The following is a 25,366-nucleotide window of genomic DNA, read 5'->3' as shown; positions in this document are numbered from 1 at the left end:
GGTTTAATTAGTTATCATTTACAAATAACCCTATTTTGTTAAAATTATTTTGTTAAAAATTAGTTAAAAATGTTAAAACTATTAACAATTATTTATTTTTTGAATCATTATTTAAATTAGTACTTCGAATAAAATTGATTTCAAAACTAAACTGAATATATTTGCATCAAACCTTACGCTATGGAACTACAATTTAAAAAAGTAAAGTCTTTTAACCTACAGGAAATGCTGATCGTACTGGCTATCATCGGCATACTATTACTAATTGCCCTGCCTAACCTGATGCCGCTGATTGCTAAAGCAAAAAGTGTGGAGGCACAAACGCAACTTAAAGCCATATATAATGCTGAAAAACAGTACTTCTTTATGTATTCTAAATACAGTATGAACTTTAACGATATTGATTTTGAGGCACCGCAAACAGTGAAGGATAACGGTACCGCTAATTACACCTATGAAATTATTAAAGCTTCCAATGGTGACTTTACCGCCAGGGCTACAGCCATAACTGATTTTAACGGTGACGGGGTTTTTAATGTTTGGGAAATTGACCAGAATGGCAATCCCAAACAAATAACAAGTGATTGATGTTAGTCATAAAAATACTGCTGATTTTGACTTTCCTGTTTGTATTCTATCAGGATTGCAAAACAAGACTGGTGTATTGGTTTTTGTACCCACTTATAGGCATACTGGCTTTTATCGTGCAGGCATATTTCAACAACTTTATTGTAGCGATGGTGAATTCATTGTTTAATATGTTACTTGTAGCAACTGTTTTGATTGTTGTTGCTATTTATTCGAAAATGATTATGAAAAGGGATTTTATTAACGGAAGTATTGGAATTGGCGATCTGTTGCTTTTTCTCTTTTTGTGCTTTACCTTCTCAACCATAACTTTTACTATTCTTTTTTCATTTTCGCTACTGTTTTCCTTAATTCTTCATTTTATTTTAAACCATAAAAATAAGGATGCCACAGTACCCTTAGCAGGATACATGTCTTTATTCTTTGCAACAGTATATTTAACTTCTTTTTTCATTAATCCGGTTTATCTGTACTCCTATTAAAATGAATCACATCTTACCCATAGAACTGCAGCAGTTAATCAATGCCGAACAGGCCTACCATTACAGAATAGTCCCTTCTAAAAAAGAAGGCAAAAGGATTGTGTTTAAAACCGATAATGAAAATCCTGCTGTATTAAAGTCTGAACTATTTATATTGTTAGGATTAGATGTATATATTGAAAAGGAAACCCCGGAAAACATTAACCGTTACTTATCTACAAATTACAGGAAATTAAACTCCAATCGCACAACAGAAATCCATTATTCGAATGATTTTCTGGAAAAAATACTTCTTACGGCCAAGGAAACCGGAAGTAGCGACATTCATTTTGAGCCTTACGAAAACAGGGCAAGAGTACGTTTCAGGCTGGACGGAAAACTTAAGGAACAGTTTCTAATAAACACAGAAGAGTATCCTATTATCGTTAATAAGATTAAGATACGCTCACAACTGGACATTTCGGAAAAAAGATTACCTCAGGACGGTCGTATTACCGTATCCACCGAATATGAAGATTTTGACATCAGGGTGTCGGTTCTGCCTACCCTGCATGGAGAAAAAATCGTTTTAAGGATTTTAAGTAAGGACACCAGCCATATCGAACTGGAATCTGTAGGTTTTACAAAGAATGAGCTTAAGACCTATTTAGAAGGTATTAAAAAACCCAATGGTATTGTGCTAATATCAGGACCTACAGGGTCCGGCAAGACAACTACCTTGTACGCCACACTAAAAAAACTGAACGAGCCGAATACAAATATCCTGACCGTTGAGGACCCTATCGAGTATACACTGGAAGGAATCAATCAGGTCCAGCTCAAAGAGAATATAGGACTTGATTTTGCGGCTACGCTAAGGACTTTCCTAAGGCAGGATCCCGATATTATAATGGTAGGTGAGATTCGTGATGTTAACACCGCCAACATGGCCATAAGGGCAGCATTAACGGGTCATTTGGTATTATCTACCATTCATACCAACTCGGCGTGGGCTACAGTTTCCAGGCTTATTGATATGGGTATTCCTCCTTTCCTTATTGCCGGTACCTTAAACATCAGTTTAGCGCAGCGACTGGTGAGAAAGCTGTGTAATACCTGTAAAACCGAAAAGAGCATTGAAAAGGAATTGTTCCCTACCGGATTTGTTATTCCGGAATCACTAAGTCATCATTATGAGGCGACAGGCTGTGAAAGTTGCCATCATACCGGATATTTAGGAAGAAAAGCCATTTACGAAATCCTACCCATTGACAAGGAACTTACAGGTTTTATAAAGAACAATGCACTGGATATTGATGACTATATCGAAAGAAATAAAATACAGACATTACAAAAAAATGCTGTTGATCTTATAAAAGACGGAACCACATCGATAGAAGAAGTTTTTTCTTTATTGATGTTGTAAATAATTATATTTGGCAGCCAATGGCCCACACCAATTACCAGACACAAATGAAAAACATACTCCTTTGTTTAGCCCTAACCTTATCAGCAGTATTCTATGCGCAGGATAACAATCGTATCATGCAGTTGCAGAACAATATTGATATTATAATGGCTGATACTCCGGGATTGACCGAAAAGGTAGACATCAATATCAAAGAGGCTTCTCTGGCCGATTTCCTTATCGCCGTATCCGAAGTACACAAGGTTAATATCAGCGTTGCTCCTTCACTGAAACAGATTACTATAGTAAATAATTTTACGGATGTATCGGTGGCTAACCTTCTTGTCTTCCTTTGCAAGGAATACAACCTGACTATCGATTTTACGGGAAACATCTTATCGATAAAACCCTATGAACAGCCCAAAGAAATACCCGCTGAGAAGATAATTGATATCGCTTACGATCCTTCATCGCAGTTGATTTCACTTAACCTGAAGGACGATAAGCTCTATGATTCTTTTAAGATGATTACCGACATGACAGGTAAAAACTTGTTCTTCTCCCAAGGGATGGAAAACATTCCGCTAACCGTTTATGTAAAGGATATGCCATTTGAGGCAGCCATGAACAAACTGGCCTATTCCAATGACCTTATAGTATCTAAATCCAGAAATGATCATTCCTTTATTTTTGACAGGGCCGGTGGAAACACTACAGTTTCATCAGGCAGCACCTCTCAGTCGCAGACACGCCAGAGCAGGCCACAGCGACCAAGGATGTCAAATTTCTTTTTCAATGTCCTGGACAGGGAGAAACAACTATTGGAAGTGGATTTCGAAAATACACCGATTGCCAGTATAGTATATGATATTGGTAATGAACTGAACATCGATATGTTTATTGCCAGTCCTCTTGAGAATGCAGGAAATGCCACAGTAAAAGCCAAGAATATTTCCTTTGACGAGCTTCTTTTCAAAGTTTTTGAATCGGCTGCCTCCTCTCAAAACCAATCCGGGGCGCAACAAGGACAGCCACAACCGTCACAGCAATACGGTAATGGAATACAAACTGGTGCTATGCAGCAAAACGATTCCTATACCTTTATGAAGGAAAACGGTATCTATTACTTTGGCACCAAAAGCCAGCTAACCGTACGTGATGTTAAAACGGTATATATGATGCACCGTTCGGTGGAATTGTTGGGTGACCCTGAAATAACTGAACGTTCTGTAGGAAGGACACAAACCAATTTCACCAACTACAACGGCTTTAGTAATTCAGGCATGTCCGCAGTAGGACAATCCAATTCCTATCAGCAAAACAACAGCAGTAATAATAAAAACAGTGATCGCAAGCCTGCAGAATCGATACTTAGTATTATACCGGACGAAGTTAAAAAAGACCTGGATATAAAGATTGACAGTGAGCTGAACTGTTTTGTAATAAATGGTCCTGCGGATAACATACAACGCTTTGAATCATTTATCAAATATATCGATAAGCCGGTACCGGTTATCCTTATTGAGGTTATGATTCTTGAGGTAAGCAGAAGTGCAATTGTGGAAACAGGGATTAGTGCCGGAATCGGCGATAAGCCTGCAACGACAAGCGGAACCGTATTCCCTACAGCTGACATAACATTAGGGGCACAGACCATCAACAAGATTATTAACAACGCCAATGGATTTGGCTCATTGAATATTGGAAATGTAGTTCCGAACTTCTATGTTACACTAAAGGCGATGGAGGCAAACGGAGATTTAAAAATCCGTTCTTCCCCAAGGCTTTCTACTCTAAATGGACATAAGGCACACTTATCCATCGGAGAAACCACCTATTATGTGGTGACCAATCAGAATTTCTACGGCTCACAAATCCCGCAGACTTCAGAGATAAAAAATTATCAGCCTATCGATGCTGAACTGTCCATGACAATAAGGCCAATGGTTTCTGGCAACGGACAGATTACTATGGATATTAAAGTAATACAATCTAGTTTTAACGGGGAACGTATTGATGAGGATGCTCCTCCGGGTATCAACTCCAGGGAATTCACCTCGTCCATTCGCGTAAAAGATCAGGATATTATAGTACTGGGTGGTCTGGAAGAAAAAGTAAAAAATGATTCCGGATCAGGTGTGCCGATTTTGGGACGTATACCGGTAATTAAATGGTTCTTCAGTTCCCGAAAAAGGGAGGATTCACAAAAAAAACTGGCTGTACTTATAAAGCCAACGGTATTTATGGAATAATAAATGGCTGCTTTTTTAGAAAATATAATTCTTGGCAAAAAAAGGATGGGTATTGAGATATTTTCAATAGCCAATCAGGATTATTATGCTTTTATCCAGACCGAAGAAAAGAAAAAGGAGCTTGCAATAACCAAAAACGAAACAGCAACTACGATTGATTCATTTATAAAAGAAGCTGGTAAAAGTCCTGTTTCCTTGGTTATAAATAACAATCAGGTTTTACAAAAGCAGGTAGAAGGTAATGATGCCAATGACAAAAAGCTTTTGCACAAGGCTTTCCCTAACATCAATCTTGATGAGTTTTACTACGAGATAGTACGCTTAAAATATAATTCAATCATAGCAATTTGCCGAAAAAGCTACATAAACGAACTTCTGGATTCTTTTAAGGAACTTCGAATTTACAGTATCAGCCTTGGAATATGCCCAATAGGCACATTACTTCATTTTTCGTTACCTGAAACACTTTCAACAAATACGCAAACCCTTACCCTTGAAGGAGAATACAGTCCCAATACGGAATTAAATCGTGATTATGATATTAACGGTCTAAGAGTAAATAATAAATATCTTTTAGCCTTTAGCGGCATACTAAAACTTATCCTGAATCCTGCTGCAAATACCGGAAACTGCATTGCGTTAAGTAATGATATTGCTTTTGAAAACAGACAAAAAGCAATTTTTGAAAAAGGCATCAAAGGGGGCCTTATTACAATTTTGGGTGTACTACTCATCAATTTTTTTGCCTTTTCCTACTATTTTGATAAATCAAACAGCATCAAGGAAACCATTGCTCTGAATAAGGTAAGCATTGAAAATATTACAAAAGCCCGAGAAAGGGTTAAAAATAAAGAAGAGAAGGTAGAAGACATTACTTCACAATCACTTTCAAAAAGCTCCTATATTATTAATGAACTAACTAAAGATTTGCCGTCATCTATACTGCTTACCGAAATAAATTATGCTCCTTTGGAAAAAAAGATAAAGGATGAAGAGGCTGTAATAATCACTGACAACATTATACTGGTATCCGGGAATACCATAGACAATGAAGCTTTTACTTCATGGGTATCCTTAACCGAGAAAATGGATTGGGTAGAAAAGGCAACTATAGTATCTTTTGGAAAGAACAAGGAAAACAGAACAGAGTTTGAACTAAAGATAATCACTAAGCAATGAAACTAAGCAGAAAAAATAAGCTTCTCTTTTCGGGAATTTTTCTGGCACTTGTTGTCTGCTATAGGTTTGCCATATCCAACACACTTGATTATTACAGGGAGTACAGGGAACAAAAAGAACTTGTAAACAATAATTTAAGCAGTGCTGATTTACTGCAAAATCTTATTGAAAGAGAAAAACAGCTTAATACTGTTTTGGATAAGTATAATGCAGTATCTGATGATTCTTTCCAAAATAACCTGCTAAAAGAAATCACAGTATTGAGTGATCAGTATAAACTGAAAATAACCGATTTTAAAGAGCCTCATGCTTTCACTATGGAAGACACTTCGACAAAGAGCTATGTTTTTTCTGTAGAAGGTAGTTTTAACGGCACGCTGCTACTGATAAACAAGCTTGAGAACATTCCGTCTTTAGGCTTTATAAAACATATTAACTTTATTAAAAAAAGAAATTACAGAAATAATTCTTATTACCTTGTAACTGAAATTTTGCTGCAAAAAACAGAAACGGTAAAAAGTAATTAAACCAACCTTACCTATGAAACGATTGACAGTATTCCTTTTCGCAATATGCTTCGGCTGCCATACAGCAAAGATTACCAATGAAAAATACAGGGTTTCCGATTCTGTTACTGAATTAGGGAGCATAGGTATTGCCAACACAGGCCTTAACTTTGAAAACTCTTTTGCTACCCGTGCTTTCCCTAAGTTAGAAAACCCGGTACGCCTGGATGTAAAAACACTTCCTTTTAACAAGGACATCAACGATATTTATCTTTCTAAGGTAAACACCAGGCAGGAAGAGCCTAAGATTAAATATGTTGACAGCCTTCCAAACAAGCCTGTTTATGTAAGCCTTTCAATATTAGATGTACACAGCTATGTAAAAGAACTTAATTCGGAGTATAACAAAGAAACTGTCACGCTATTAAAAAACACTGCCCATGCCAGTGTAATAAACGGTTTGGCAATACTACTGCCCGAGGAAAGTTTAAATAAACTCAAGGAGGCAGATGCATACTATCTCATTAATAACCTTGACAACAAATATTCTGTTGCGCTGTATAAGAACGGTAACCGTCTTGATATAATAGATTTGAAACAGGGAACTACCCTGGCCTATAATCTCGGGAAATTTTGCTGGACAGAAAACGACAGGCATCAATGGTATATTGGTGATATTGTAAACGACAACACCAATTGTCTTGGCAACACTTCCGAAAAGATAAAAAAGAAAGAAGATGTAAACCTCTTTAAAATGTAGGATGATGAAAAAGATATTTTACCTTATAGCCCCCCTTTTCCTTCTTTGTTCATGCGAGGAAATACTAATGGAAGACGACATTAGCAACAAGACAGTTACTCTTGTGGCTCCTACAGACAATGCAGAATTCTTTTCAACCGGAATAACCTTTACATGGGAAGCTGTTGAATTTGTATCGGATTATCGTATTCAAATAGCCCGACCAAACTTTGAGGCACCTTTACAGATAATTACTGACATAGTAGTTGATACTACCTCATTTACCACTCAATTAAACATTGGTGAATACCAATGGAGGGTACAGGCAGTAAACAGTGCCTATTCCAGCCCTTTCTCAACACGTTCTTTTGTTATTTTAAGTAATGAGGATTTTCAGAATAATTCAGTAGCCTTAACTTCTCCTGCCAATAATCTGCTGACTAACACTTCCAGTCACAACCTTACGTGGGAATCGGTTATAGGAGCCAGTTCCTATCAGGTTGTTATTACCGACTCTCAAAACAACATCATATCCGATCAGGAAATTACTACTACAAATTTCAATTACAATTTTGATGACGGTAGTTACCAGTGGAAAGTCCGTGCAGGGAATGGGGAAGCTTATACACTCTATTCTTCACGATCACTTTTTATCGATACCACCGCACCCAATACTCCTGTTTTGGTTTTCCCTGCAAATGCAAGTTCCTCAACCGAGAATGATATAACTTTCCAATGGAACAGAACACCTATTGAAGGGAGCGCCGAAAAGGATAGTATTTATATTTTTAAGAATAGCGAACTGACTTTACTTGAGCATAAAGATGAGCAAACGAGCCCGTTTACAATGTCTTCTTTAAGCAACGGAACGTATTACTGGTATGTAAAATCATTTGACGAAGCCGGCAATAGCAGCCAGCAAAGCACTGTATTTAGTTTTACCCTGAATTGATCATGAAAAACAAAAAAAACATATATATACTCCTTCCCATAGTGCTGCTTATTTGGGGAATGGTTATATATAGGCTTTTTTCCTTTACTAACCCTGAAACAGATACAACTATAGCGAGCTCAACCGTTCGGCTTAAACCTCTGGATATAAAAGAAAGGGATACTTTTTCTATCGATGTGAATTATAGGGATCCGTTTTTAGGCAAGATGTACCGTCCTGAATCTCAAAAAACACTAAAAACTCATAGCGTTAAAACAATAAAGGAGCCTATTGTATGGCCGGCAGTTATATATAAGGGTATAGTTTCGGAAAGCAACGGAAAGAAAAAAGTATTTATGCTCTCCATAAACGGGAAAACCTATTTTATGACTGAAAAAACAACGGAAGAGGGAGTAACCCTGAAAAAAGGGAACCGCAGTACCATAGAGGTTATATATAAAGGGGAGAAAAACGAAATTCTTTTGCAGGAGTGAAATTAAAGTGGAAAAATAAAGTCTATTCCGGTGCGCTGCAATTCACCATTTTCATATCGGTAATTATTGCATTATTGCTTACCGGGGTTATAATCCTGATTTCTACCCACCGATATTTTATAGAACAATCCAGGGCTATTGTAGATAACATTCAGTTGGCTGACACAGGTATGCATTACCTGCAAAACCTGCAAAACTTAACTCAGGACACCATCTCTATTGATTTACATGAATCTAGAGAGGAACAGTCTGTTTATGTTCACCTTTCAAACTGGGGAATTTATGAAAAGGGATGTGTGAAGTCCGTACACAGGAAAAAGGAATTTGTTAAATGTGCGCTGTTAGGCACCGGAATAAAAGCGGTAAACAGGCCGGCATTATACCTGAAAGAAACGAACAAACCCTTAATGGTAGTTGGCAATACCCGAATAGAGGGCGATGCCTTCTTACCGGAACAGGGAGTACGCACAGGAAATATTACGGGACATAGTTATTACAACAACCAACTGATTTACGGAAACATTGAAAAAAGCAGTACTTCCCTCCCCCCTCTAAAATATGATTACAGGGAAATTGCAGATTTTTACATGAATCAGTATCAGCCTTCGGAAAGTGAAAACTTTATTGACCTTATACCAAACACTGTAAATGAACAGTCTTTTAGAAAGGATACAAAATGTTATTTATCGCCATCTGTAATTGTATTGGAAAACATCAGCATTAGAGGAAACATCGTTATCCGATCAGGTGAAAAAATAATTATCAGGAAGTCTGCCCTGTTAAATGATGTTATACTGGCAGCTCCTGTAATAGAAATAGAAGACAATACAGTAGGAAATTTTCAGGCTTTTGCAGATACTACTATTAAAATCGGTAAAAACTGTAAATTAAATTACCCGACAGCACTCGTCCTGACAGAAAAGAAAGCTGTAAATCCTCCTGCTTCTTTCAATCCATACCTGAATAAGATACATATTGATCAGGGTACAACCCTAAAAGGAACAATTTGTTATCTTAAGGAAGAAAGTGAAGAAACCGGATTTACACCCAGTATTTATATTGCCGAACAATGTGAAATTACCGGAGAGATCTATTGTGAAAAAAATTTAGAGTTAAGAGGAAATGTAAACGGGAGTGTTTTTACCTCTCAGTTTCTAACCTATGAAGGGGGTAATAATTTTATCAATCACCTTTATAATGTTACTATAGCAGGTAATAAATTACCGGAGACCTTTGGAGGTATCTTATTGGAAAACGAACAAAAAAAGGTTGCAAAATGGATCTATTAAAAAAAATACGCTCTGCAACCCTTATTGAGGCTTTGGTTGCTACTGTACTCATCATAATTGTATTTGTTGTTGCAAGTCTTGTACTTAATAATATATTATTCAATGCATTTTCACGCAATATGCAGCCTGCCGAAACCAGAATGAGTGAGCTGGAGTATCTCAGCCAGCACAATCAGATAAAACTGCCTTACAGGGAAGATTTTAAACACTGGAGTATCGAGCTGGATACTGAACGGATTAATGATAAAGTATGGCTAACAAGTAAGGCTGTGAATAAGAATAACTCAAAAACTATTTCTAAAACCAGATTGTATGCAGAACAATAAAGTGCAGTCATTTACCTTATCGGAACTTCTGGTGGTTGTGATAATCACTGTTATTGTCGTGGGACTGGCTTTCAGCGTACTTAACTTGGTACAGAAACAAATACACGGCATCAGAAAGAATTTTGACAAGACTACCGAACTTGCCCTTTTTGAACAACAACTTTATCAGGATTTCAACAACAGTAACAGTATTATTTATCAGGACAACAAAATACACATTACAGGTTTAGACACTGTTTATTATACTGTATATGGTGACTACAGCATAAGAAATAATGATACAATTCCTTTACGTTTGCAAATTATAAAAACCTACCTTTCGGGTAAGGAAGTGAAGAAAGGAAATATCGACGGGCTGTTATTATCGGCAGAACAGGAAATACCTGATTATTCTATTTTTGTTTCAGGTGAAAAGGATGCTTCAAATCTTATAAATCAGGATGGCTTTTAAGTTAGACAACATACAAAATACCGATTCCTCAAAGAGACCGGTAAGCGATATTGAAAAACTGCTTAAAAAAGAAATTGTTCTTTTTGGAGGAGGCTTTTCCAATAAAAAAAAGCAGGACTTATATATGGAACTTGCCGTGTTATTAAAGGCCGGTATCACCATAAAAGAAGCCTTGGCATTACTGACCGACTCTTATAAAAAGAAAGCCGATAAGGAGTTATTGGAAAATATCTCTGCCCAGGTTATAGAAGGTAAACCCTTTTCTGAAGCTGTATACACGTCCAAGCACTTTACCGAATATGAATATTTTTCCCTTAAAATTGGGGAAGAAACCGGGACCACTGCTCAGGTCTGCAAAGAGTTGGGAGCTTTTTTTGAACGTAAGAATGAACAAAAGCGCATTGTTATATCGGCCCTTACTTATCCTGGAATCGTATTATCAACGGCTGTACTGGTGGTGATATTTATGTTGAATTTTGTTGTCCCGATGTTTCAGGACATTTTTAAGCAAAATAAAATGGAACTGCCAATGCTCACAAGGATAATTATCAAAATGTCAAGTTTTACGCAATCCTTCGGATGGTTGTTCTTCTTTTTGATTATAGCACTAATTATTGGTAGCAGATTATTAAAAGACAATTACCAATACAGGAAAAACATTCATTATCTACTTCTGAAAATTCCGGTTTTCGGCTCTTTCATCAGTAAAGTATACCTGGCACAGTTTACACAGGCTGTAACATTATTGACTTCATCAAAAGTGCCTATACTGAACAGTATTCAGATGGTTAAGAAAATGATACGCTTTGTACCTCTGCAGGATGCGCTTGAAAAGGTAGAAGCCGGCATTATGAAAGGTCATACCCTTAGCGAAAGTCTTAAGGGAAATAAGCTGTTTGATAACCGTATAATATCGCTGGTTAAGGTAGCTGAAGAAACAAATCAAACCGAATATATCTTTAACCAGTTAAATACACAATACAGTCAGGAAGTAAATCAACAATCCAAAACCATGGCCACAGTACTGGAACCACTTATTATTGTTTTTGTAGGCGTTTTGGTTGCTGTGTTACTTGTAGCCATGTATTTACCTATGTTCCAGTTAAGCAGTGCTATTGGGTAATGCTTACTCAATTAATACGACTTTGTAACCAGCAAAATCCTCTCTGGTATTAAATCCCATCAAAACCGTACTACCTTCTCACCAGCTAGTGCTTTTGGTTTAACTGTTGCATTACTACAAATAATTATTGCTTTAGTGGTAATAATTGTGCCTGGTGTAATATGGATTTTGAGAATGGTCTTAAAATAATAAAGCAACCCGAGGGTTGCCTTACTTTTTAATTAATTATTTAAAATTTTGTTGACTTATAACGTGTTATGAATATTTAAATTCAAATCAACACATCTGAAACATTACCGAACGAAAAACAAAAAACCCATCAGAATATTTCCAATGGGTCTTACTTAGTAGCGGGAACAGGACTCGAACCTGTGACCTTCGGGTTATGAGCCCGACGAGCTGCCTACTGCTCTATCCCGCGCTGTTTCGGGTGCAAATATACAACATATTATTGAAATATCTTCCTTTATTAAATTAAATTACCTTTTATAATATTTCATTAAAGCTGGAAAACAAAAAAGGCTTCACAAATGTGAAGCCTTTACTTAGTAGCGGGAACAGGACTCGAACCTGTGACCTTCGGGTTATGAGCCCGACGAGCTGCCTACTGCTCTATCCCGCGTTGTTTCGAGTGCAAATATACAACCATTATACAGAACTACAAGAAAAACACACAAAAATCTTTTTATTTCTTCTATTGCCCTGATATGACTACCTTTGCAGCATAACTTTTTTTATATGTCACATAAAGCAGGCTTTGTAAATATTATAGGTAACCCAAATGTGGGCAAATCTACCTTAATGAACGCCTTTGTAGGCGAACGCCTTTCTATTATAACTTCTAAAGCACAAACCACAAGACACCGTATACTTGGTATTGTAAACGGTGAAGATTTTCAGGTAGTACTGTCAGATACCCCCGGTATCATAAAACCGGCCTATGAGTTACAAACATCTATGATGGATTTTGTAAAATCGGCCTTTGAAGATGCCGATGTACTTATATACATGGTAGAGATTGGGGAGAAAGAACTAAAGGATGAGGCTTTTTTCAACAAGATTATCCATGCTAAAATTCCGGTACTGCTTTTACTTAACAAAATAGACAAGTCATCTCAGGAACAACTGGAAGAGCAGGTAGCACTTTGGAAAGAAAAAGTCCCTAATGCCGAAATATATCCTATTTCAGCACTAAAGAACTTTAATGTTACCGAAGTCTTCAACCGTATTTTAGAGTTACTTCCGGAATCTCCTCCCTATTACCCTAAAGACGCTCTTACCGATAAACCGGAGCGCTTCTTTGTAAACGAGACCATCCGTGAAAAAATCCTGCTGAATTACGATAAGGAAATTCCGTATGCTGTAGAAATTGAAACAGAGGAGTTTTTAGAAGATGATGACATTATAAGAATAAAAGCCCTTATTATGGTGGAGCGCGATACTCAAAAAGGTATTATTATAGGGCATAAGGGAGCAGCCATTAAAAAAGTGGGCATTCAGGCAAGGGGAGACCTGGAAAAATTCTTTGGCAAGCAAATACACCTGGAGATGTTTGTAAAGGTCAACAAAAACTGGCGATCTAACACTTTCCAGCTAAGGCGTTTTGGCTATAACCAAAAATAATTAAAACAGTATACAGCATAAAAAGCGTTATAAAACTAAGTTGCTAATCTCCTTAGCAACTTTGCTGTTTTATACGTACTTTTGCAAAAAATTTAAAACAACGGGATGAATAATATCGTAGCTATAGTAGGAAGGCCAAATGTAGGTAAGTCTACTTTTTTTAACCGACTGATACAGCGCAGGGAAGCTATTGTAGACTCTGTGAGCGGCGTTACGCGCGACAGAAATTACGGAAAGAGCGAATGGAACGGAAAAGAGTTTTCTGTTATTGATACCGGTGGTTACATAAAAGGATCAGACGATATCTTTGAGGGCGAAATACGCCGTCAGGTAGAACTGGCTATTGATGAGGCCGATGTTATTATATTTGTTGTTGATGTTGAGGAAGGTATCACTCCAATGGACGAAGAGGTTGCAAAACTTCTTAGAAAAGTCACAAAACCTATACTTCTTGCCGTTAATAAAGTAGACAATGCCATGCGTGAAAAAGACGCTTATGAGTTTTACAACCTTGGCCTTGGCGAATACTATACTATAGCAGGTATGAGTGGTTCGGGGACAGGAGAGCTTTTAGATGCTCTTGCCGATATATTACCGGAGCCTGAAGAAAAACAGGAGGAAGAAGCTTTACCTCGTTTTGCTGTTGTAGGACGTCCTAACGCCGGTAAATCATCATTCATAAATGCACTTATTGGCGAAGACAGATACATAGTTACCGATATTGCAGGTACTACCCGCGATGCTATTGACACTAAATACAACCGTTTTGGTTTTGAATTTAACCTTGTAGACACAGCCGGTATACGACGTAAGGCTAAGGTTAAGGAAGACCTTGAGTTCTATTCGGTAATGCGTTCAGTTAGGGCTATTGAGCACAGTGACATCTGTATCCTTATGATTGATGCTACACGAGGTTTTGAAGGACAGGATCAGAGTATTTTCTGGCTTGCAGAGAAAAACCGTAAAGGAGTTGTAATACTTGTAAACAAATGGGATCTTGTAGAGAAGGACACTATGAGTACCCGTGATTATGAGAACAGGATACGCGAAGAGCTTCAACCATTCTCAGATGTGCCTATCCTTTTCGTTTCTGCACTAACAAAACAACGTCTGCTTAAGGCACTGGAAACATCAGTACACGTTTTTGAGAACAGAAAACAACGTATAGCTACTTCTAAACTTAACGATTTGATGCTGCCAATTATAGAAAACTATCCGCCACCGGCTTTAAAAGGTAAATATGTTAAGATTAAATTCTGCATGCAGTTACCTACACCTACGCCTCAGTTTGTGTTTTTCTGTAATTTACCGCAATATGTTAAGGAACCATATAAACGATACATAGAGAATAAGTTACGTGAGAATTTTGATTTTTCGGGTGTTCCGATAGATATTTATTTCCGCCAGAAATAAAGATTTTCTTGCATTTAACATACTAAAACAATTAATTAGCTGTTTATTAAGTCAAAAAACAACCTTACTAACCAGCTAATTTTTTTTATTGCTATGAAAAAGAGTTCCTTACTCCTCTTTTTATTTTTAATGTTCTCTACATTTTGTTTCAGTCAAAGTATAACCCTCAAAGGAGTTGTTACAGACAATACCGATTACCCCCTTGAATCGGCCACTGTATACCTTACCTCGGTTAAAGATTCCACTCTTGTTGACTATACAATTACAAACAAAAGTGGAAACTGGGAAATGAAAATCAGACAGGTAGATAATCCTGTCAATCTTAAAATCTCATTTGTTGGCCTGGCCAATTACTCAAAACAGTACGAATCCCTCACACAGGATATTGATTTCGGCAAAATCGTACTGGAAGACCAATCTACCGAACTTTCTGAAGTTATAATTGAGGGCGAAGTACCTCCTGTCAGAATCAAATCAGACACTCTTGAATTTAATGCTGCTTCTTTTAAAGTACGCCCCGACTCCAATGTTAAAACACTATTGGAACAGTTACCGGGAGTAGTTGTAGACTCAGACGGAAAAATAACCGTAAACGGTAAAGAAGTAAACCAAATCCTTGTAAACGGAAAACCTTTCTTTGATAAAAACGGACAAATAGCCCTGCAAAACCTCCCTGCAGATATGATTAATAAAGTTCAGGTTACCGATACCAAAACTAAAAAAGAAGAAATATCAGGTGAAAAAGCAAGTAGTGACAATGCCAGCATTAACCTTACCATAGACGAAGACAAGAACAAAGGCCTTTTTGGTAAATTTATGGGAGGCTATGGCACTAACGACCGTTATGAAACCAGCGCGATAGGCAACTACTTTAAAGACAAGTTTAGATTAAGCCTCCTCGCTTCCTCTAACAATATCAATTCCAGCGGATTTTCGATGGACGAGATATTTGACAATATGGGAGGAGGACGAAACACCAGCCTTTATGCAATGGACAACGGAGGCGTTTATATAAACGGAATGATGTTTGGCGGAGGTAGTGGTATAACAAAATCTGACATGATTGGAGTTAACTACTCTGACGAATGGGCGAAAGATTTTGACAATTCAACGAGTTATTTTTATAATAGTGCCAGCACAGAAAACAATAACAGGTCACACAGGGAAACTTTAATTACAAATGAAGCTCCTAACGACACAAACGACAGAAGGAATATTACCGAATCGGTATCCAGTAGCAAAAATGACCAATATGCACATAGTTTTCAAACTGAATTTGAATTTAAACCCGATTCAACCTCAACCGTTAGTTACGTTCCAAGATTTGTAAAGGCAAACTCTAAAAACAATAGTATCTCCAGTAGTACCACTACAAATCAGGACAACGAATTGCTAAACGAAAGTAATGGATCTTATTACAACGAAAGTGAAAATCAAAACTTTGAAAGCGGACTTGATTATTATAAGTCTTTAAGTAAAAACGGCAGAGGTTTAAATTTATCTTTATCTAACACAAACAACGTTAATAACAGCAGTAATTATAATAACTCTGCAACATATTTTTATACAGATTCTGATAACGACGGAAACCCTGACCCTGCCGACATAAGGAATCAGGTACGAATCAACAGGCAAACTCTTGACAGTTATTATGCCGAGCTAGCCTACACTGAACCGGTAACCGACTCTTTAAAGCTAAGCACAGGCTTTACTTACGAGACAGAACTTTCGGTTCAAAACAGAAAAGGTTTTGATTTTGATGATGCAACAGGTGAATATTCAATAGAAAATGATGAACTTACAAACTATATGTCTTCACGAACCAATACTGTTACGCCAGGCATATCCTTAAGACAAAATAAAAACAAATATTACTGGAGCATACAGGGAGGAACAGACATTACTCAATTCAAAAACTTTTCAAGCTATATGGGTAATGATTATTCTTTAGATAAGGATTATATGTTACCATCAGCCAATGCGAACTTCAGGTATAAGTTTACTAAATCAAAATCAATATCATTCTATTACAATTATGATGTAAGCTTTCCCCAAGCCAGCCAGATACTACCTGTAGAAGATTTAAGCAGTGCATTATACACAAGCATAGGTAATCCGGATCTTGACCCTAGTCAAAACAATCGTTTTTCTTTGAGCTTTAGAAATTACGATTACTCAACACGTTCCGGATACGGATTTTATTCAGGCATTACATTCAATAAAGATAATATAGTTCAATATACCGAAATTCAAAGCAGTGGTAAGCAACGAACCAGCTACACAAATATAAATGGCACATATAGCAGTTATTTTGGAGGGTATTTTAGTAAGCAATACAAAAAAGAAGAGCATACTTACAGACTTAACCTTAACATGTACCTTAACTATGATCTAAATAAAGGATATACAAATCAGAAACTTTATGAATCAAAAGAATTTTATTTTGGACCAAGAGTTAACTTTACCTACGAGTATGGAGACTTATTAACCGTTAGTCCTTCTTACACCTTTAGTTACAATCAAAAAGACTATACTAATTATTCAATAAGTCAGGCTTCTAATTTTGTACATGAGGTAAAGCTTCAAACTACAAGTTACTGGCCTAAACACATTGTTTTTGGTAACGATTTTGGGTACACCTACAATTCTCAGCTGGGTGATGGATTTAAAAAAGATTTCTTTTTATGGAACACCAGTTTAGGATATAACTTTTATAACGACAAGCTACTATTTAAGGTTAAGGTTTATGATATATTAAACCAAAATCTGGGAACATCAAGGTCTATAACAGACACGTCTATAAGCGATTCACAAAACACAGTTTTAAAACGTTATGCAATGTTCTCTCTAACCTATAAACTCACCAAGTTTGGCGCTAAGGAAAAGAAGGGCGGAAACCGTTTCTGGATGTTCTAAATAAAGATATAACTATAAAAAAGGCTGCATTTTGCAGCCTTTTTTAGCTTTTAATAAAGCCAATTTCTTTTTTTTGCTGCTCCGTGAGCCCCCACATGTCCTGCAAATCACAATTTAAAAGGTAGTATTTTACTTTAAAATCTCTTTCATTTTGCTTTAAAAGACTAACCCAAACAAATGCTTTTTCTTCATTCATTTTGCCTGCATATAGAGCCCAGTTAATTAAAACATAAGCATCATAGCCTTTCTCAATTACGGGATTACTTCCATTTGGCTTAACCAAAAAATCTGACATTTTAAAAACATTAAAAGAAATATCTTCTTGAAGACTATTAATAGCTTTTATATCAGTTATAAAACCACTTACCTTCGCATTACAGTCTTCAGGAGTTTTCTGGTAATTCACAAAATTACCCGCAGAATTAAAAAACATGGCATTTGGAATTTTCATCCCTTTTTTAACGGCTAACGCAAAAGCATTAAAGTTTTTAAACACCAAAACATCAGTAGTGTCCATATGCTTTTTTGTAAGATATTCTGTTATGGTTGTCTTGTTTTCAAACTCAGGATCTTTTATTCCATAAGACTTCACAAGCATAGATTTACAACCAAAAAGCAATCCCGAAGCTGTCAGGATAATAAGTATAGTCTTTTTCATTTAAGCAAGGTTAGTTAAACACCCTCAATCTATAATTTTATACTGACTCTTCAAAACAAAAAAGGCTGCAAATTGCAACCTTTTTTGTTGTTATCTATTTAAGTTTATTACCAGCTTCCTCCCGCACCGCCGCCATTAAAGCCGCCGCCGCCAAAACCGCCACCGAAGCCGCCACCAAAACCTCCTCCGGAACTTCCGCCGCCAAAACCGCCACCTCCGCCACGGCCAAGACTGCTTAGGATTATGATATCGGCTAGGCTTGGTCCGCCCATGCGATTACCGCGACCTCCACCGCCTCTTCTTGAAAGGATAGAGATTATTATTATAAAAAGGATAATAAAAAAGAAAACTACTCCGGCACCACTGCCTTCCTTTCCTCTTTTACGCTCTCCCTTATACTCCCCTTTCATTACCTGCATTATCGCAGTGGTCCCCTTATCTATACCGGCATAAAAATTACCTTTTTTAAACTCGGGCGTTATTTCATTATCTATAATAGTTTTTGTTACAGCATCCGTAAGCAAGTGCTGTGTACCCATACCGGTTTGAATGAACATATTTCTGTCATCTTTAGCGATAAGCAACAACACACCATTATCTTTACCTTTTTGACCAATACCCCATTTATCAGCTATATCAAAAGCATATTTCCATGGAGCTTCGCCACCTGTTGTATTAACAACCACTACAACTATTTGTGTAGAGGTAGTATCGGCATAGTTAATTAATTTCTGTTCTATAGCCTGTTTTTCAGACGCATTTAAAAGCTGAGTATTAAACTCATAATAACTGGTTTGAAAACTGGGCTTTTCAGGTATTGTAACTGTTTGCCCAAAAACAATACTACTTAAAAGCAGTAAGCTAAAGAGCATTGTATTTTTAATTAAATGTTTCATTTAGCTTTTTGAAATTTCGTTAGACAGTTCGTTTTCATCATCATCAGCATAAGGAAAATAGCTCTTTAAGCGTTCTCCTGCCTTTAATATTCCTTTTACCAAACCATCCTTATATCTTTTCTCTTTAAAGTTAGAAATAACTAAATCCTTGGTACTGTTCCAAAAATCATCCTCAACTACCTTATCAATACCCTCATCGCCTATTATGGCAAAGGTATGATCGCTAACCCCTACGTAAAACAAAACTCCGTTACGCGCAGCTGTAGCCTCCATGCCTAATTGATAAAAAACCTCCTGAGCTCTTTCGAGTGGAGGTTTTTCTGAATGATTTTCGATATGTACCCTTATTTCTCCTGAAGTATTCTTTTCTGCTAAAACAATTGCTTCAACAATTTCTTTTTCTTCTTCCGGAGTTAAAAATTCTTCGGTTACAGACATCTTTTATATTTTCTTATTTAAAGTTAAATTCAACATCCGGTGCTTTTTCAGCTCCTTCCTCTGATTTGAACCTTGGCATATCTTCAAAGCCAAACAGGTTTGCAAAAATCACAGTTGGAAATTTGTGTTTTTTAACATCATAGGTATTTACAGCCTCGTTGTATCTGTCTCTTGCTACATTAATTCTGTTTTCTGTACCTTCAAGCTGAGACTGTAAAGCAAGGAAATTTTGATTCGCTTTTAATTCAGGATAACGCTCAACAGAAACCAATAATCTTGATAAAGCTCCTGAAACTCCATTTTGAGCCTGTTGAAACTGCGCTAATTGTTCCGGTGTAATATTAGCAGGGTCTATAGTAACCGCTGTAGCTTTAGCACGTGCTTCAACTACTTCTGTTAATGTGCTTCTTTCAAAATCTGCTGCACCCTGTACTGTTTTAACAAGATTGCCAATAAGGTCATTTCTTCTTTGATAGCTACTCTCTACATTAGCCCATGCCGTTTTTGCGTTAGCTCTTACAGATACTAATCCATTATAAGATGAAGCAACCCAAATACCCAGAATTGCAAGTACCACAATAGCAATAATCCACTTTTTCATTTGTGTTTGTTTTTTAAAGTTCGTTTTTAATGTTTAATAAACTTGTTTTGATAGCCTCTAATTTACGAATTATCTCAAACTTATCCAGAGTTTTTTTCTGGCCTTCCTTTAAGTGCACTTTTGCACCCTCCAGGGTAAAGCCTCTCTCTTTTACCAAATGATAGATAAGTTGCAGGTTTTTAACATCCTCCGGAGTAAACATCCTGTTACCCTTTGCATTCTTTTTTGGCTTAAGGATATCAAATTCCTTATCCCAAAAACGAATTAGGGATGTATTTACATCAAAAGCTGTGGCAAGTTCGCCAATAGTATAATATCTTTTTTCAGGCAGGTCTAGATGCATTAGTCAAGCGATTGGTTTTCCTGATTAGCTAATTTAGAAATTAAAATGTACTCCTGTGCAGAAATGTTTCCGTAATAGAAGTTTATAGGATTAATAACCTCTCCTCCTTTATGCACCTCATAGTGAAGGTGTGGCGCTTCAGATCGGCCTGTGCTACCCACAAAGCCTATTACATCTCCCCTTTTTACCTTTTGCCCCACCTTTACATTGTATTTGCTTAGGTGTGCATAAAGGGTTTCATAGCCAAAGCCATGCTTAATTACAATATGGTTACCATAACCTGTAGCCCTGTTATCGGCACGTTGTACCACACCGTCTCCGGTAGCATAAATAGGGGTTCCGGTTTTTGCCGAAAAGTCCATGCCCGCATGAAACTTCCTGATTTTAGTAAACGGGTCGCTCCTGTAACCAAAACCAGATGCCATATGCCGCAAGTCTTCATTCTTTACAGGCTGTATTGCCGGGATTGCTGCCAGCAGTTGTTGTTTATCTTTAGCAAGTTTGGCAATCTCATCAAGCGATTTAGACTGCACAACAAGCTCTTTAGACAAAACATCCAGGCGTTCTGTAGTATTTCTTACCAGTTTAGTATTGTTAAACCCTTCCAGTTCCTTGTAGCGGTTTACACCCCCAAAGCCCGCTTTACGTTGCTCATCAGGAATTGGAGATGTATTAAAGTAAGCGCGGTACAGGTTATTATCCCTTTCCTCTATGGCAGCAAGAACCTCATTGGCTTCTTCCATCCGCTTATTTAAAATCTCGTAATTAACTTTAAGGTTTTCAATCTCCCTGGCCTGAAGCTTATCTTTAGGGGTTTCAAAAAAAGGTGTATTTAAAAGCACCACAAACGATAAAAAACCAAAAAGTGCAGACGACACCAGAAAAAGTGCCACTACACCCAGGCTTTTACCTTTTTTGGGCTTAATTTTACGATACGCCAGATTTTCTGTGTCGTAATAATATTTTACCTTCGCCATGTTCTAATTTATTCTATTTTTGCACCTTACAATAAAGGTTGTAAAATCGGTAATTTGATAAACGAACAAATTTAGCAAATGTTACGGTTTTGCAGTGGTTTTTTTAAGCCAACCATCCTTTTTTTTAATTATAAAAACATAAACATTTTCATAAAGGCATGAAATCTCAGGATATCAGGAAGCAATTTTTAGATTTTTTTAAAGACAGGGACCACCTAATAGTTCCTTCTGCACCTATCGTTACTAAAGACGACCCTACCCTAATGTTCAATAACTCGGGTATGGCACAGTTTAAGGAATTCTTTTTAGGTAACGGTACTCCAAAAAGCAAAAGGATAGCCGATACCCAAAAATGCCTTCGCGTTTCGGGCAAGCACAATGACCTTGAAGAAGTAGGTATAGATACTTACCACCATACCATGTTTGAAATGCTTGGTAACTGGAGCTTTGGCGATTACTTTAAAAAAGAAGCGATACACTGGGCCTGGGAATTGCTGACTGAAGTTTATAAAATAGACAAAGACATTCTTTATGTTACTGTATTTGAAGGTAATAAAGAAGACAATCTCCCAATGGATCAGGAGGCTTATGATATATGGAAAGAACTTATATCGGAAGACCGAATCCTTATGGGAAGTAAAAAAGACAACTTCTGGGAAATGGGTGATCAGGGTCCTTGCGGGCCTTGCAGCGAGATTCACGTTGACATCCGTTCTGCTGAAGAGAAAACACAAAAATCCGGCCGTGACCTTGTAAATGCAGACCACCCACAGGTTGTAGAGATATGGAATAACGTATTCATGGAGTTTAACCGCAAGGCAGACGGTTCACTTGAAAAACTACCTGCTCAACACGTTGATACGGGCATGGGGTTTGAGCGTCTTTGTATGGTTCTACAGGGGGTTCAGTCTAACTATGATACAGATGTGTTTACTCCGCTCATCCAAAAAATCGAAAGCCTTACAGGCAAAAAATATACTATAAAAGCTTCTAACGAAGAGGAAGATAAATTAAACATTGCCATTCGTGTTATTGCTGACCACGTTAGAGCCGTGGCATTTGCCATTGCCGACGGGCAGCTGCCATCTAACAATGGTGCAGGTTATGTTATCAGGAGGATATTAAGAAGGGCAATCCGTTACGGATTTACTTTCCTTGATAAGAAAGAGCCATTCATTTTTGAGCTTGTTGATACATTAAGCAGTCAAATGGGCGAATTCTTCCCTGAAATCAAAACTCAGAAAACACTGGTTCAAAATGTAATCCGTGAAGAAGAAACCTCTTTCCTTAGAACGCTTGACCAGGGATTACAGTTACTTGAAAACGTAATTGCCTCTACCGAAGGCAAAACGGTTTCAGGACAAAAAGCATTCGAGCTTTATGACACTTTTGGTTTCCCTATCGACTTAACTGCCCTTATCTTAAGGGAAAAAGGATACAATCTTGACGAAGCCGGTTTTGAAGCGGCTATGCAGGAACAAAAAGCAAGATCGAGAGCGGCATCGGAAGTTTCGACTGCCGACTGGACTATTCTTACCCAAGGTAACACCGAAACTTTTGTGGGGTATGACCAACTGGAAAATGAGGTAAAAATAACCCGTTACCGTAAAGTTGACTCTAAAAAAGACGGAATAATTTATCAGATTGTATTAAGTGACACCCCTTTCTATCCGGAAGGAGGTGGACAGGTAGGTGATAAAGGAAAGCTTGTTTCTGCAAACGAAACCATTGAGGTTATAGACACCAAAAAAGAAAACAACCTTATCCTTCATATTACTAAAAAACTACCTGAAAACGTAAACGGTACTTATACTGCCGTGGTAGATGAAAAGCTTAGAAACGATTCTGCTAGCAACCACTCCGCTACTCACCTGCTTCACCAGGCATTAAGAAGTGTATTGGGTACGCATGTTGAGCAGAAAGGATCGTTGGTAAGCCCTAACTACCTTCGTTTTGACTTTTCTCACTTCTCTAAAGTAACTGACGAAGAACTTAAAGAAGTAGAAGACTTTGTAAACGCAAGAATACAGGAACACCTTCCGTTAATTGAGAGAAGAAGCATACCGTTCCAACAGGCAATAGAAGAAGGCGCAATGGCATTATTCGGCGAAAAATACGGCGATAATGTACGTGCTATTAAATTTGGTGAAAGCATGGAGCTTTGTGGTGGTATACACGTAAAGAATACTGCCGATATATGGTACTTTAAAATTGTTAGCGAAAGCGCGGTTGCAGCAGGTATACGCCGTATTGAGGCTATTACTAACGAGGCAGTAAAAGAACATTTTGCTTCTCAGGAAAATGCGCTTAACGAAATTAAGGCCGCACTTAAAAATCCGCAGGACACCCTTAAGGCTGTAGCTTCATTACAAGACGAGAACACCAGGCTTAAAAAGCAGATTGAAGCCCTGTTGAAAGACAAAGCTAAAAATCTTAAAGGCGAACTTGCTACCGAGATACAGGAAATAAACGGGGTTAAGTTTTTAGCTAAACAGGTAGATCTTGATCCTGCAGGAGCTAAAGATCTTGTTTATGAATTAGGTAACCTTGGCACCAACCTGTTTATTGTACTTGCTACAGCACAGGACGACAAACCAATGTTAACCTGCTATATATCTAAAGAGCTTGTAGCAGAAAAAGGCCTTAACGCAGGGCAAGTAGTACGCGAACTGGGTAAACATATCCAGGGCGGCGGTGGCGGACAGCCGTTCTTTGCTACTGCAGGTGGTAAAAACGTAAACGGTATAAATGATGCCCTGGCAGCAGCAGCAGATTTTATAAAATAATAAAACATGCAATTCAGAACCCAAATACCTGTTTCAAAAAGTAACAATCCAATTAGTTATGATTCTGAGACAGTGTCTTTGGGTTCTTGCTTTGCAGTAAATATGGGAGAGAAATTTAATTACTTTAAATTTCAAAACACCATCAATCCTTTCGGCATACTGTTTCATCCTGTTGCCCTTAAAAAGTTTATTGACTATTCTTTATCAGCCAAAGAATTTACCGAAGCAGACATCTTTTATCACAACGAACGCTGGCATTGCTTTGACACTCATTCAGACCTTAGCAGCACAGATAAAGAAGAACTCCTAACAAATCTTAATAACGCGACTAAAAACACGCTCAGCAAGCTTAAAATAGCCTCTCATCTTATTATAACTTTAGGCACAGCATGGGTATATCGCTACAATCAAAAAAATGAGCTTGTTGCCAATTGCCATAAGGTTCCTCAAAAAGAATTTACAAAAGAGTTATTAGATATCACTTCAATTAAAGAAGCATTAAGAGGTATTGTCAATAGCGTGAAAAGTATTAACCCTTCTGTAAATATAATTTTTACAGTTTCCCCTGTAAGGCATATTAAAGATGGTTTTATTGAAAACCAATGGAGCAAATCAAACCTTATAAGTGCAGTACATGAGGCTATAACAGAAGTAAAAGAAAACCTTTCTTACTTCCCTTCTTATGAAATAATGATGGACGAACTAAGGGATTATCGCTTTTATGCAGAAGATATGATACATCCTAACCAGGTAGCTATAGACTATATATGGGAACGTTTTGCAGAAAGCCACATTAAACCGGAAGCATTTGCTACAATGAAAGAAGTGGACACGGTGCAAAAAGGAATACAGCACCGCTCATTTAATCCTGAATCGGAACAACACAAAAACTTTCTTTTAAAACTGGAACAAAAGGCAAAATCCTTAAAAGATAAGCATCCGCATATTACATTTAAATAAAAAGAGCG

Annotated in this window: 24 protein-coding genes and 2 tRNA genes; 18 read left to right on the top strand and 8 right to left on the bottom strand. The window is 37.4% G+C overall.

Annotation, left to right across the window (positions count from 1 at the left end):
* The first annotated feature begins 180 nt into the window (after positions 1–180).
* The 13 genes from NU09_RS12095 to NU09_RS12035 are packed head-to-tail and all read left to right on the top strand — an operon-like array spanning position 181 to position 11,747.
* Entirely contained in the window at positions 181–588 is a 408-nt protein-coding gene (locus NU09_RS12095; RefSeq protein WP_129751555.1) for a prepilin-type N-terminal cleavage/methylation domain-containing protein, read from the top strand.
* Positions 588–1,070, top strand: a complete 483-nt coding sequence (locus tag NU09_RS12090; RefSeq protein ID WP_129751554.1) for a general secretion pathway protein — start codon at positions 588–590, stop codon at positions 1,068–1,070. Before NU09_RS12095 ends, NU09_RS12090 begins: the two co-directional genes overlap by 1 nt.
* Before the next feature lies 1 nt (position 1,071).
* Positions 1,072–2,475, top strand: coding sequence for a GspE/PulE family protein (locus NU09_RS12085; RefSeq protein WP_129751553.1), 1,404 nt, complete (start codon positions 1,072–1,074; stop codon positions 2,473–2,475).
* 47 nt (positions 2,476–2,522) lie between these two features.
* Positions 2,523–4,709: a type II secretion system protein GspD gene (locus NU09_RS12080; protein ID WP_129751552.1), complete on the top strand. Its 2,187-nt coding sequence runs from the start codon at positions 2,523–2,525 to the stop codon at positions 4,707–4,709.
* 3 nt (positions 4,710–4,712) lie between these two features.
* A complete protein-coding gene (locus NU09_RS12075) occupies positions 4,713–5,888 on the top strand; it encodes a general secretion pathway protein (protein ID WP_129751551.1) in 1,176 nt (391 codons plus the stop codon).
* On the top strand, positions 5,885–6,415 hold the full coding sequence (locus tag NU09_RS12070; protein WP_129751550.1) for a general secretion pathway protein: 531 nt from the start codon (positions 5,885–5,887) through the stop codon (positions 6,413–6,415). Before NU09_RS12075 ends, NU09_RS12070 begins: the two co-directional genes overlap by 4 nt.
* A gap of 13 nt (positions 6,416–6,428) precedes the next feature.
* Positions 6,429–7,154: a hypothetical protein gene (locus tag NU09_RS12065; protein ID WP_129751549.1), complete on the top strand. Its 726-nt coding sequence runs from the start codon at positions 6,429–6,431 to the stop codon at positions 7,152–7,154.
* Positions 7,155–7,158: 4 nt separating this feature from the next.
* Entirely contained in the window at positions 7,159–8,085 is a 927-nt protein-coding gene (locus tag NU09_RS12060) for a fibronectin type III domain-containing protein (protein ID WP_242501872.1), read from the top strand.
* Positions 8,086–8,087: 2 nt separating this feature from the next.
* A complete protein-coding gene (locus tag NU09_RS12055; RefSeq protein WP_129751547.1) occupies positions 8,088–8,558 on the top strand; it encodes a hypothetical protein in 471 nt (156 codons plus the stop codon).
* Positions 8,555–9,847, top strand: a complete 1,293-nt coding sequence (locus NU09_RS12050; RefSeq protein WP_129751546.1) for a hypothetical protein — start codon at positions 8,555–8,557, stop codon at positions 9,845–9,847. Before NU09_RS12055 ends, NU09_RS12050 begins: the two co-directional genes overlap by 4 nt.
* Positions 9,835–10,173, top strand: coding sequence for a hypothetical protein (locus tag NU09_RS12045; RefSeq protein WP_129751545.1), 339 nt, complete (start codon positions 9,835–9,837; stop codon positions 10,171–10,173). Before NU09_RS12050 ends, NU09_RS12045 begins: the two co-directional genes overlap by 13 nt.
* Positions 10,160–10,624 carry a prepilin-type N-terminal cleavage/methylation domain-containing protein gene (locus NU09_RS12040; protein ID WP_129751544.1) on the top strand — a complete coding sequence of 155 codons (465 nt, stop codon included), beginning with the start codon at positions 10,160–10,162 and terminating at the stop codon, positions 10,622–10,624. The genes NU09_RS12045 and NU09_RS12040 overlap by 14 nt, the downstream gene beginning before the upstream one ends.
* Positions 10,614–11,747: a type II secretion system F family protein gene (locus NU09_RS12035; RefSeq protein ID WP_129751543.1), complete on the top strand. Its 1,134-nt coding sequence runs from the start codon at positions 10,614–10,616 to the stop codon at positions 11,745–11,747. The genes NU09_RS12040 and NU09_RS12035 overlap by 11 nt, the downstream gene beginning before the upstream one ends.
* 348 nt (positions 11,748–12,095) lie before the next feature.
* On the opposite strand, the gene NU09_RS12030 is transcribed toward NU09_RS12035, so the two are convergent.
* Positions 12,096–12,168, bottom strand: a tRNA-Met gene (locus NU09_RS12030).
* Positions 12,169–12,296: 128 nt separating this feature from the next.
* Positions 12,297–12,369, bottom strand: a tRNA-Met gene (locus NU09_RS12025).
* A 116-nt stretch (positions 12,370–12,485) separates the two neighbouring features.
* On the opposite strand from NU09_RS12025, the gene era reads away from it, so the two are divergent.
* The 3 genes from era to NU09_RS12010 all read left to right on the top strand — a co-directional run bounded on the left by era (position 12,486) and on the right by NU09_RS12010 (position 17,699).
* Entirely contained in the window at positions 12,486–13,370 is an 885-nt protein-coding gene (era, locus tag NU09_RS12020; protein WP_129751542.1) for a GTPase Era, read from the top strand.
* Between the two features lie 105 nt (positions 13,371–13,475).
* Entirely contained in the window at positions 13,476–14,783 is a 1,308-nt protein-coding gene (gene der, locus NU09_RS12015; RefSeq protein ID WP_129751541.1) for a ribosome biogenesis GTPase Der, read from the top strand.
* A gap of 93 nt (positions 14,784–14,876) precedes the next feature.
* Positions 14,877–17,699, top strand: coding sequence for an outer membrane beta-barrel protein (locus NU09_RS12010; protein ID WP_129751540.1), 2,823 nt, complete (start codon positions 14,877–14,879; stop codon positions 17,697–17,699).
* A gap of 43 nt (positions 17,700–17,742) precedes the next feature.
* Here NU09_RS12010 and NU09_RS12005 read toward each other — a convergent pair whose 3' ends face one another.
* The 6 genes from NU09_RS12005 to NU09_RS11980 all read right to left on the bottom strand — a co-directional run bounded on the left by NU09_RS12005 (position 17,743) and on the right by NU09_RS11980 (position 21,612).
* Positions 17,743–18,357, bottom strand: coding sequence for a hypothetical protein (locus tag NU09_RS12005; RefSeq protein WP_129751539.1), 615 nt, complete (start codon positions 18,355–18,357; stop codon positions 17,743–17,745).
* A 107-nt stretch (positions 18,358–18,464) separates the two neighbouring features.
* Entirely contained in the window at positions 18,465–19,253 is a 789-nt protein-coding gene (locus NU09_RS12000; RefSeq protein ID WP_129751538.1) for a TPM domain-containing protein, read from the bottom strand.
* The gene (locus tag NU09_RS11995) at positions 19,254–19,691 is read right to left on the bottom strand and encodes a TPM domain-containing protein (RefSeq protein ID WP_129751537.1); all 438 of its coding nucleotides are present in this window, start codon (positions 19,689–19,691) and stop codon (positions 19,254–19,256) included.
* A 13-nt stretch (positions 19,692–19,704) separates the two neighbouring features.
* Positions 19,705–20,292: a LemA family protein gene (locus tag NU09_RS11990; protein ID WP_129751536.1), complete on the bottom strand. Its 588-nt coding sequence runs from the start codon at positions 20,290–20,292 to the stop codon at positions 19,705–19,707.
* Positions 20,293–20,305: 13 nt separating this feature from the next.
* Positions 20,306–20,635, bottom strand: a complete 330-nt coding sequence (locus NU09_RS11985) for a MerR family transcriptional regulator (RefSeq protein WP_129751535.1) — start codon at positions 20,633–20,635, stop codon at positions 20,306–20,308.
* A complete protein-coding gene (locus tag NU09_RS11980; RefSeq protein WP_129751534.1) occupies positions 20,635–21,612 on the bottom strand; it encodes a peptidoglycan DD-metalloendopeptidase family protein in 978 nt (325 codons plus the stop codon). The genes NU09_RS11985 and NU09_RS11980 overlap by 1 nt, the downstream gene beginning before the upstream one ends.
* A 158-nt stretch (positions 21,613–21,770) precedes the next feature.
* Between NU09_RS11980 and alaS the strand changes: the two genes are divergently transcribed.
* Both alaS and NU09_RS11970 read left to right on the top strand, forming a co-directional pair.
* Positions 21,771–24,398 carry an alanine--tRNA ligase gene (gene alaS, locus NU09_RS11975; protein WP_129751533.1) on the top strand — a complete coding sequence of 876 codons (2,628 nt, stop codon included), beginning with the start codon at positions 21,771–21,773 and terminating at the stop codon, positions 24,396–24,398.
* A 6-nt stretch (positions 24,399–24,404) separates the two neighbouring features.
* Positions 24,405–25,358: a GSCFA domain-containing protein gene (locus NU09_RS11970; protein ID WP_129751532.1), complete on the top strand. Its 954-nt coding sequence runs from the start codon at positions 24,405–24,407 to the stop codon at positions 25,356–25,358.
* Positions 25,359–25,366 lie beyond the last annotated feature (8 nt).

Source organism: Flavobacterium beibuense (assembly GCF_004151245.1).
Lineage (GTDB): Bacteria > Bacteroidota > Bacteroidia > Flavobacteriales > Flavobacteriaceae > Flavobacterium > Flavobacterium beibuense_A.
The sequence above is the reverse complement of the archived record's forward strand: the minus strand, read 5'-3'. Positions and strand labels throughout refer to the sequence as shown.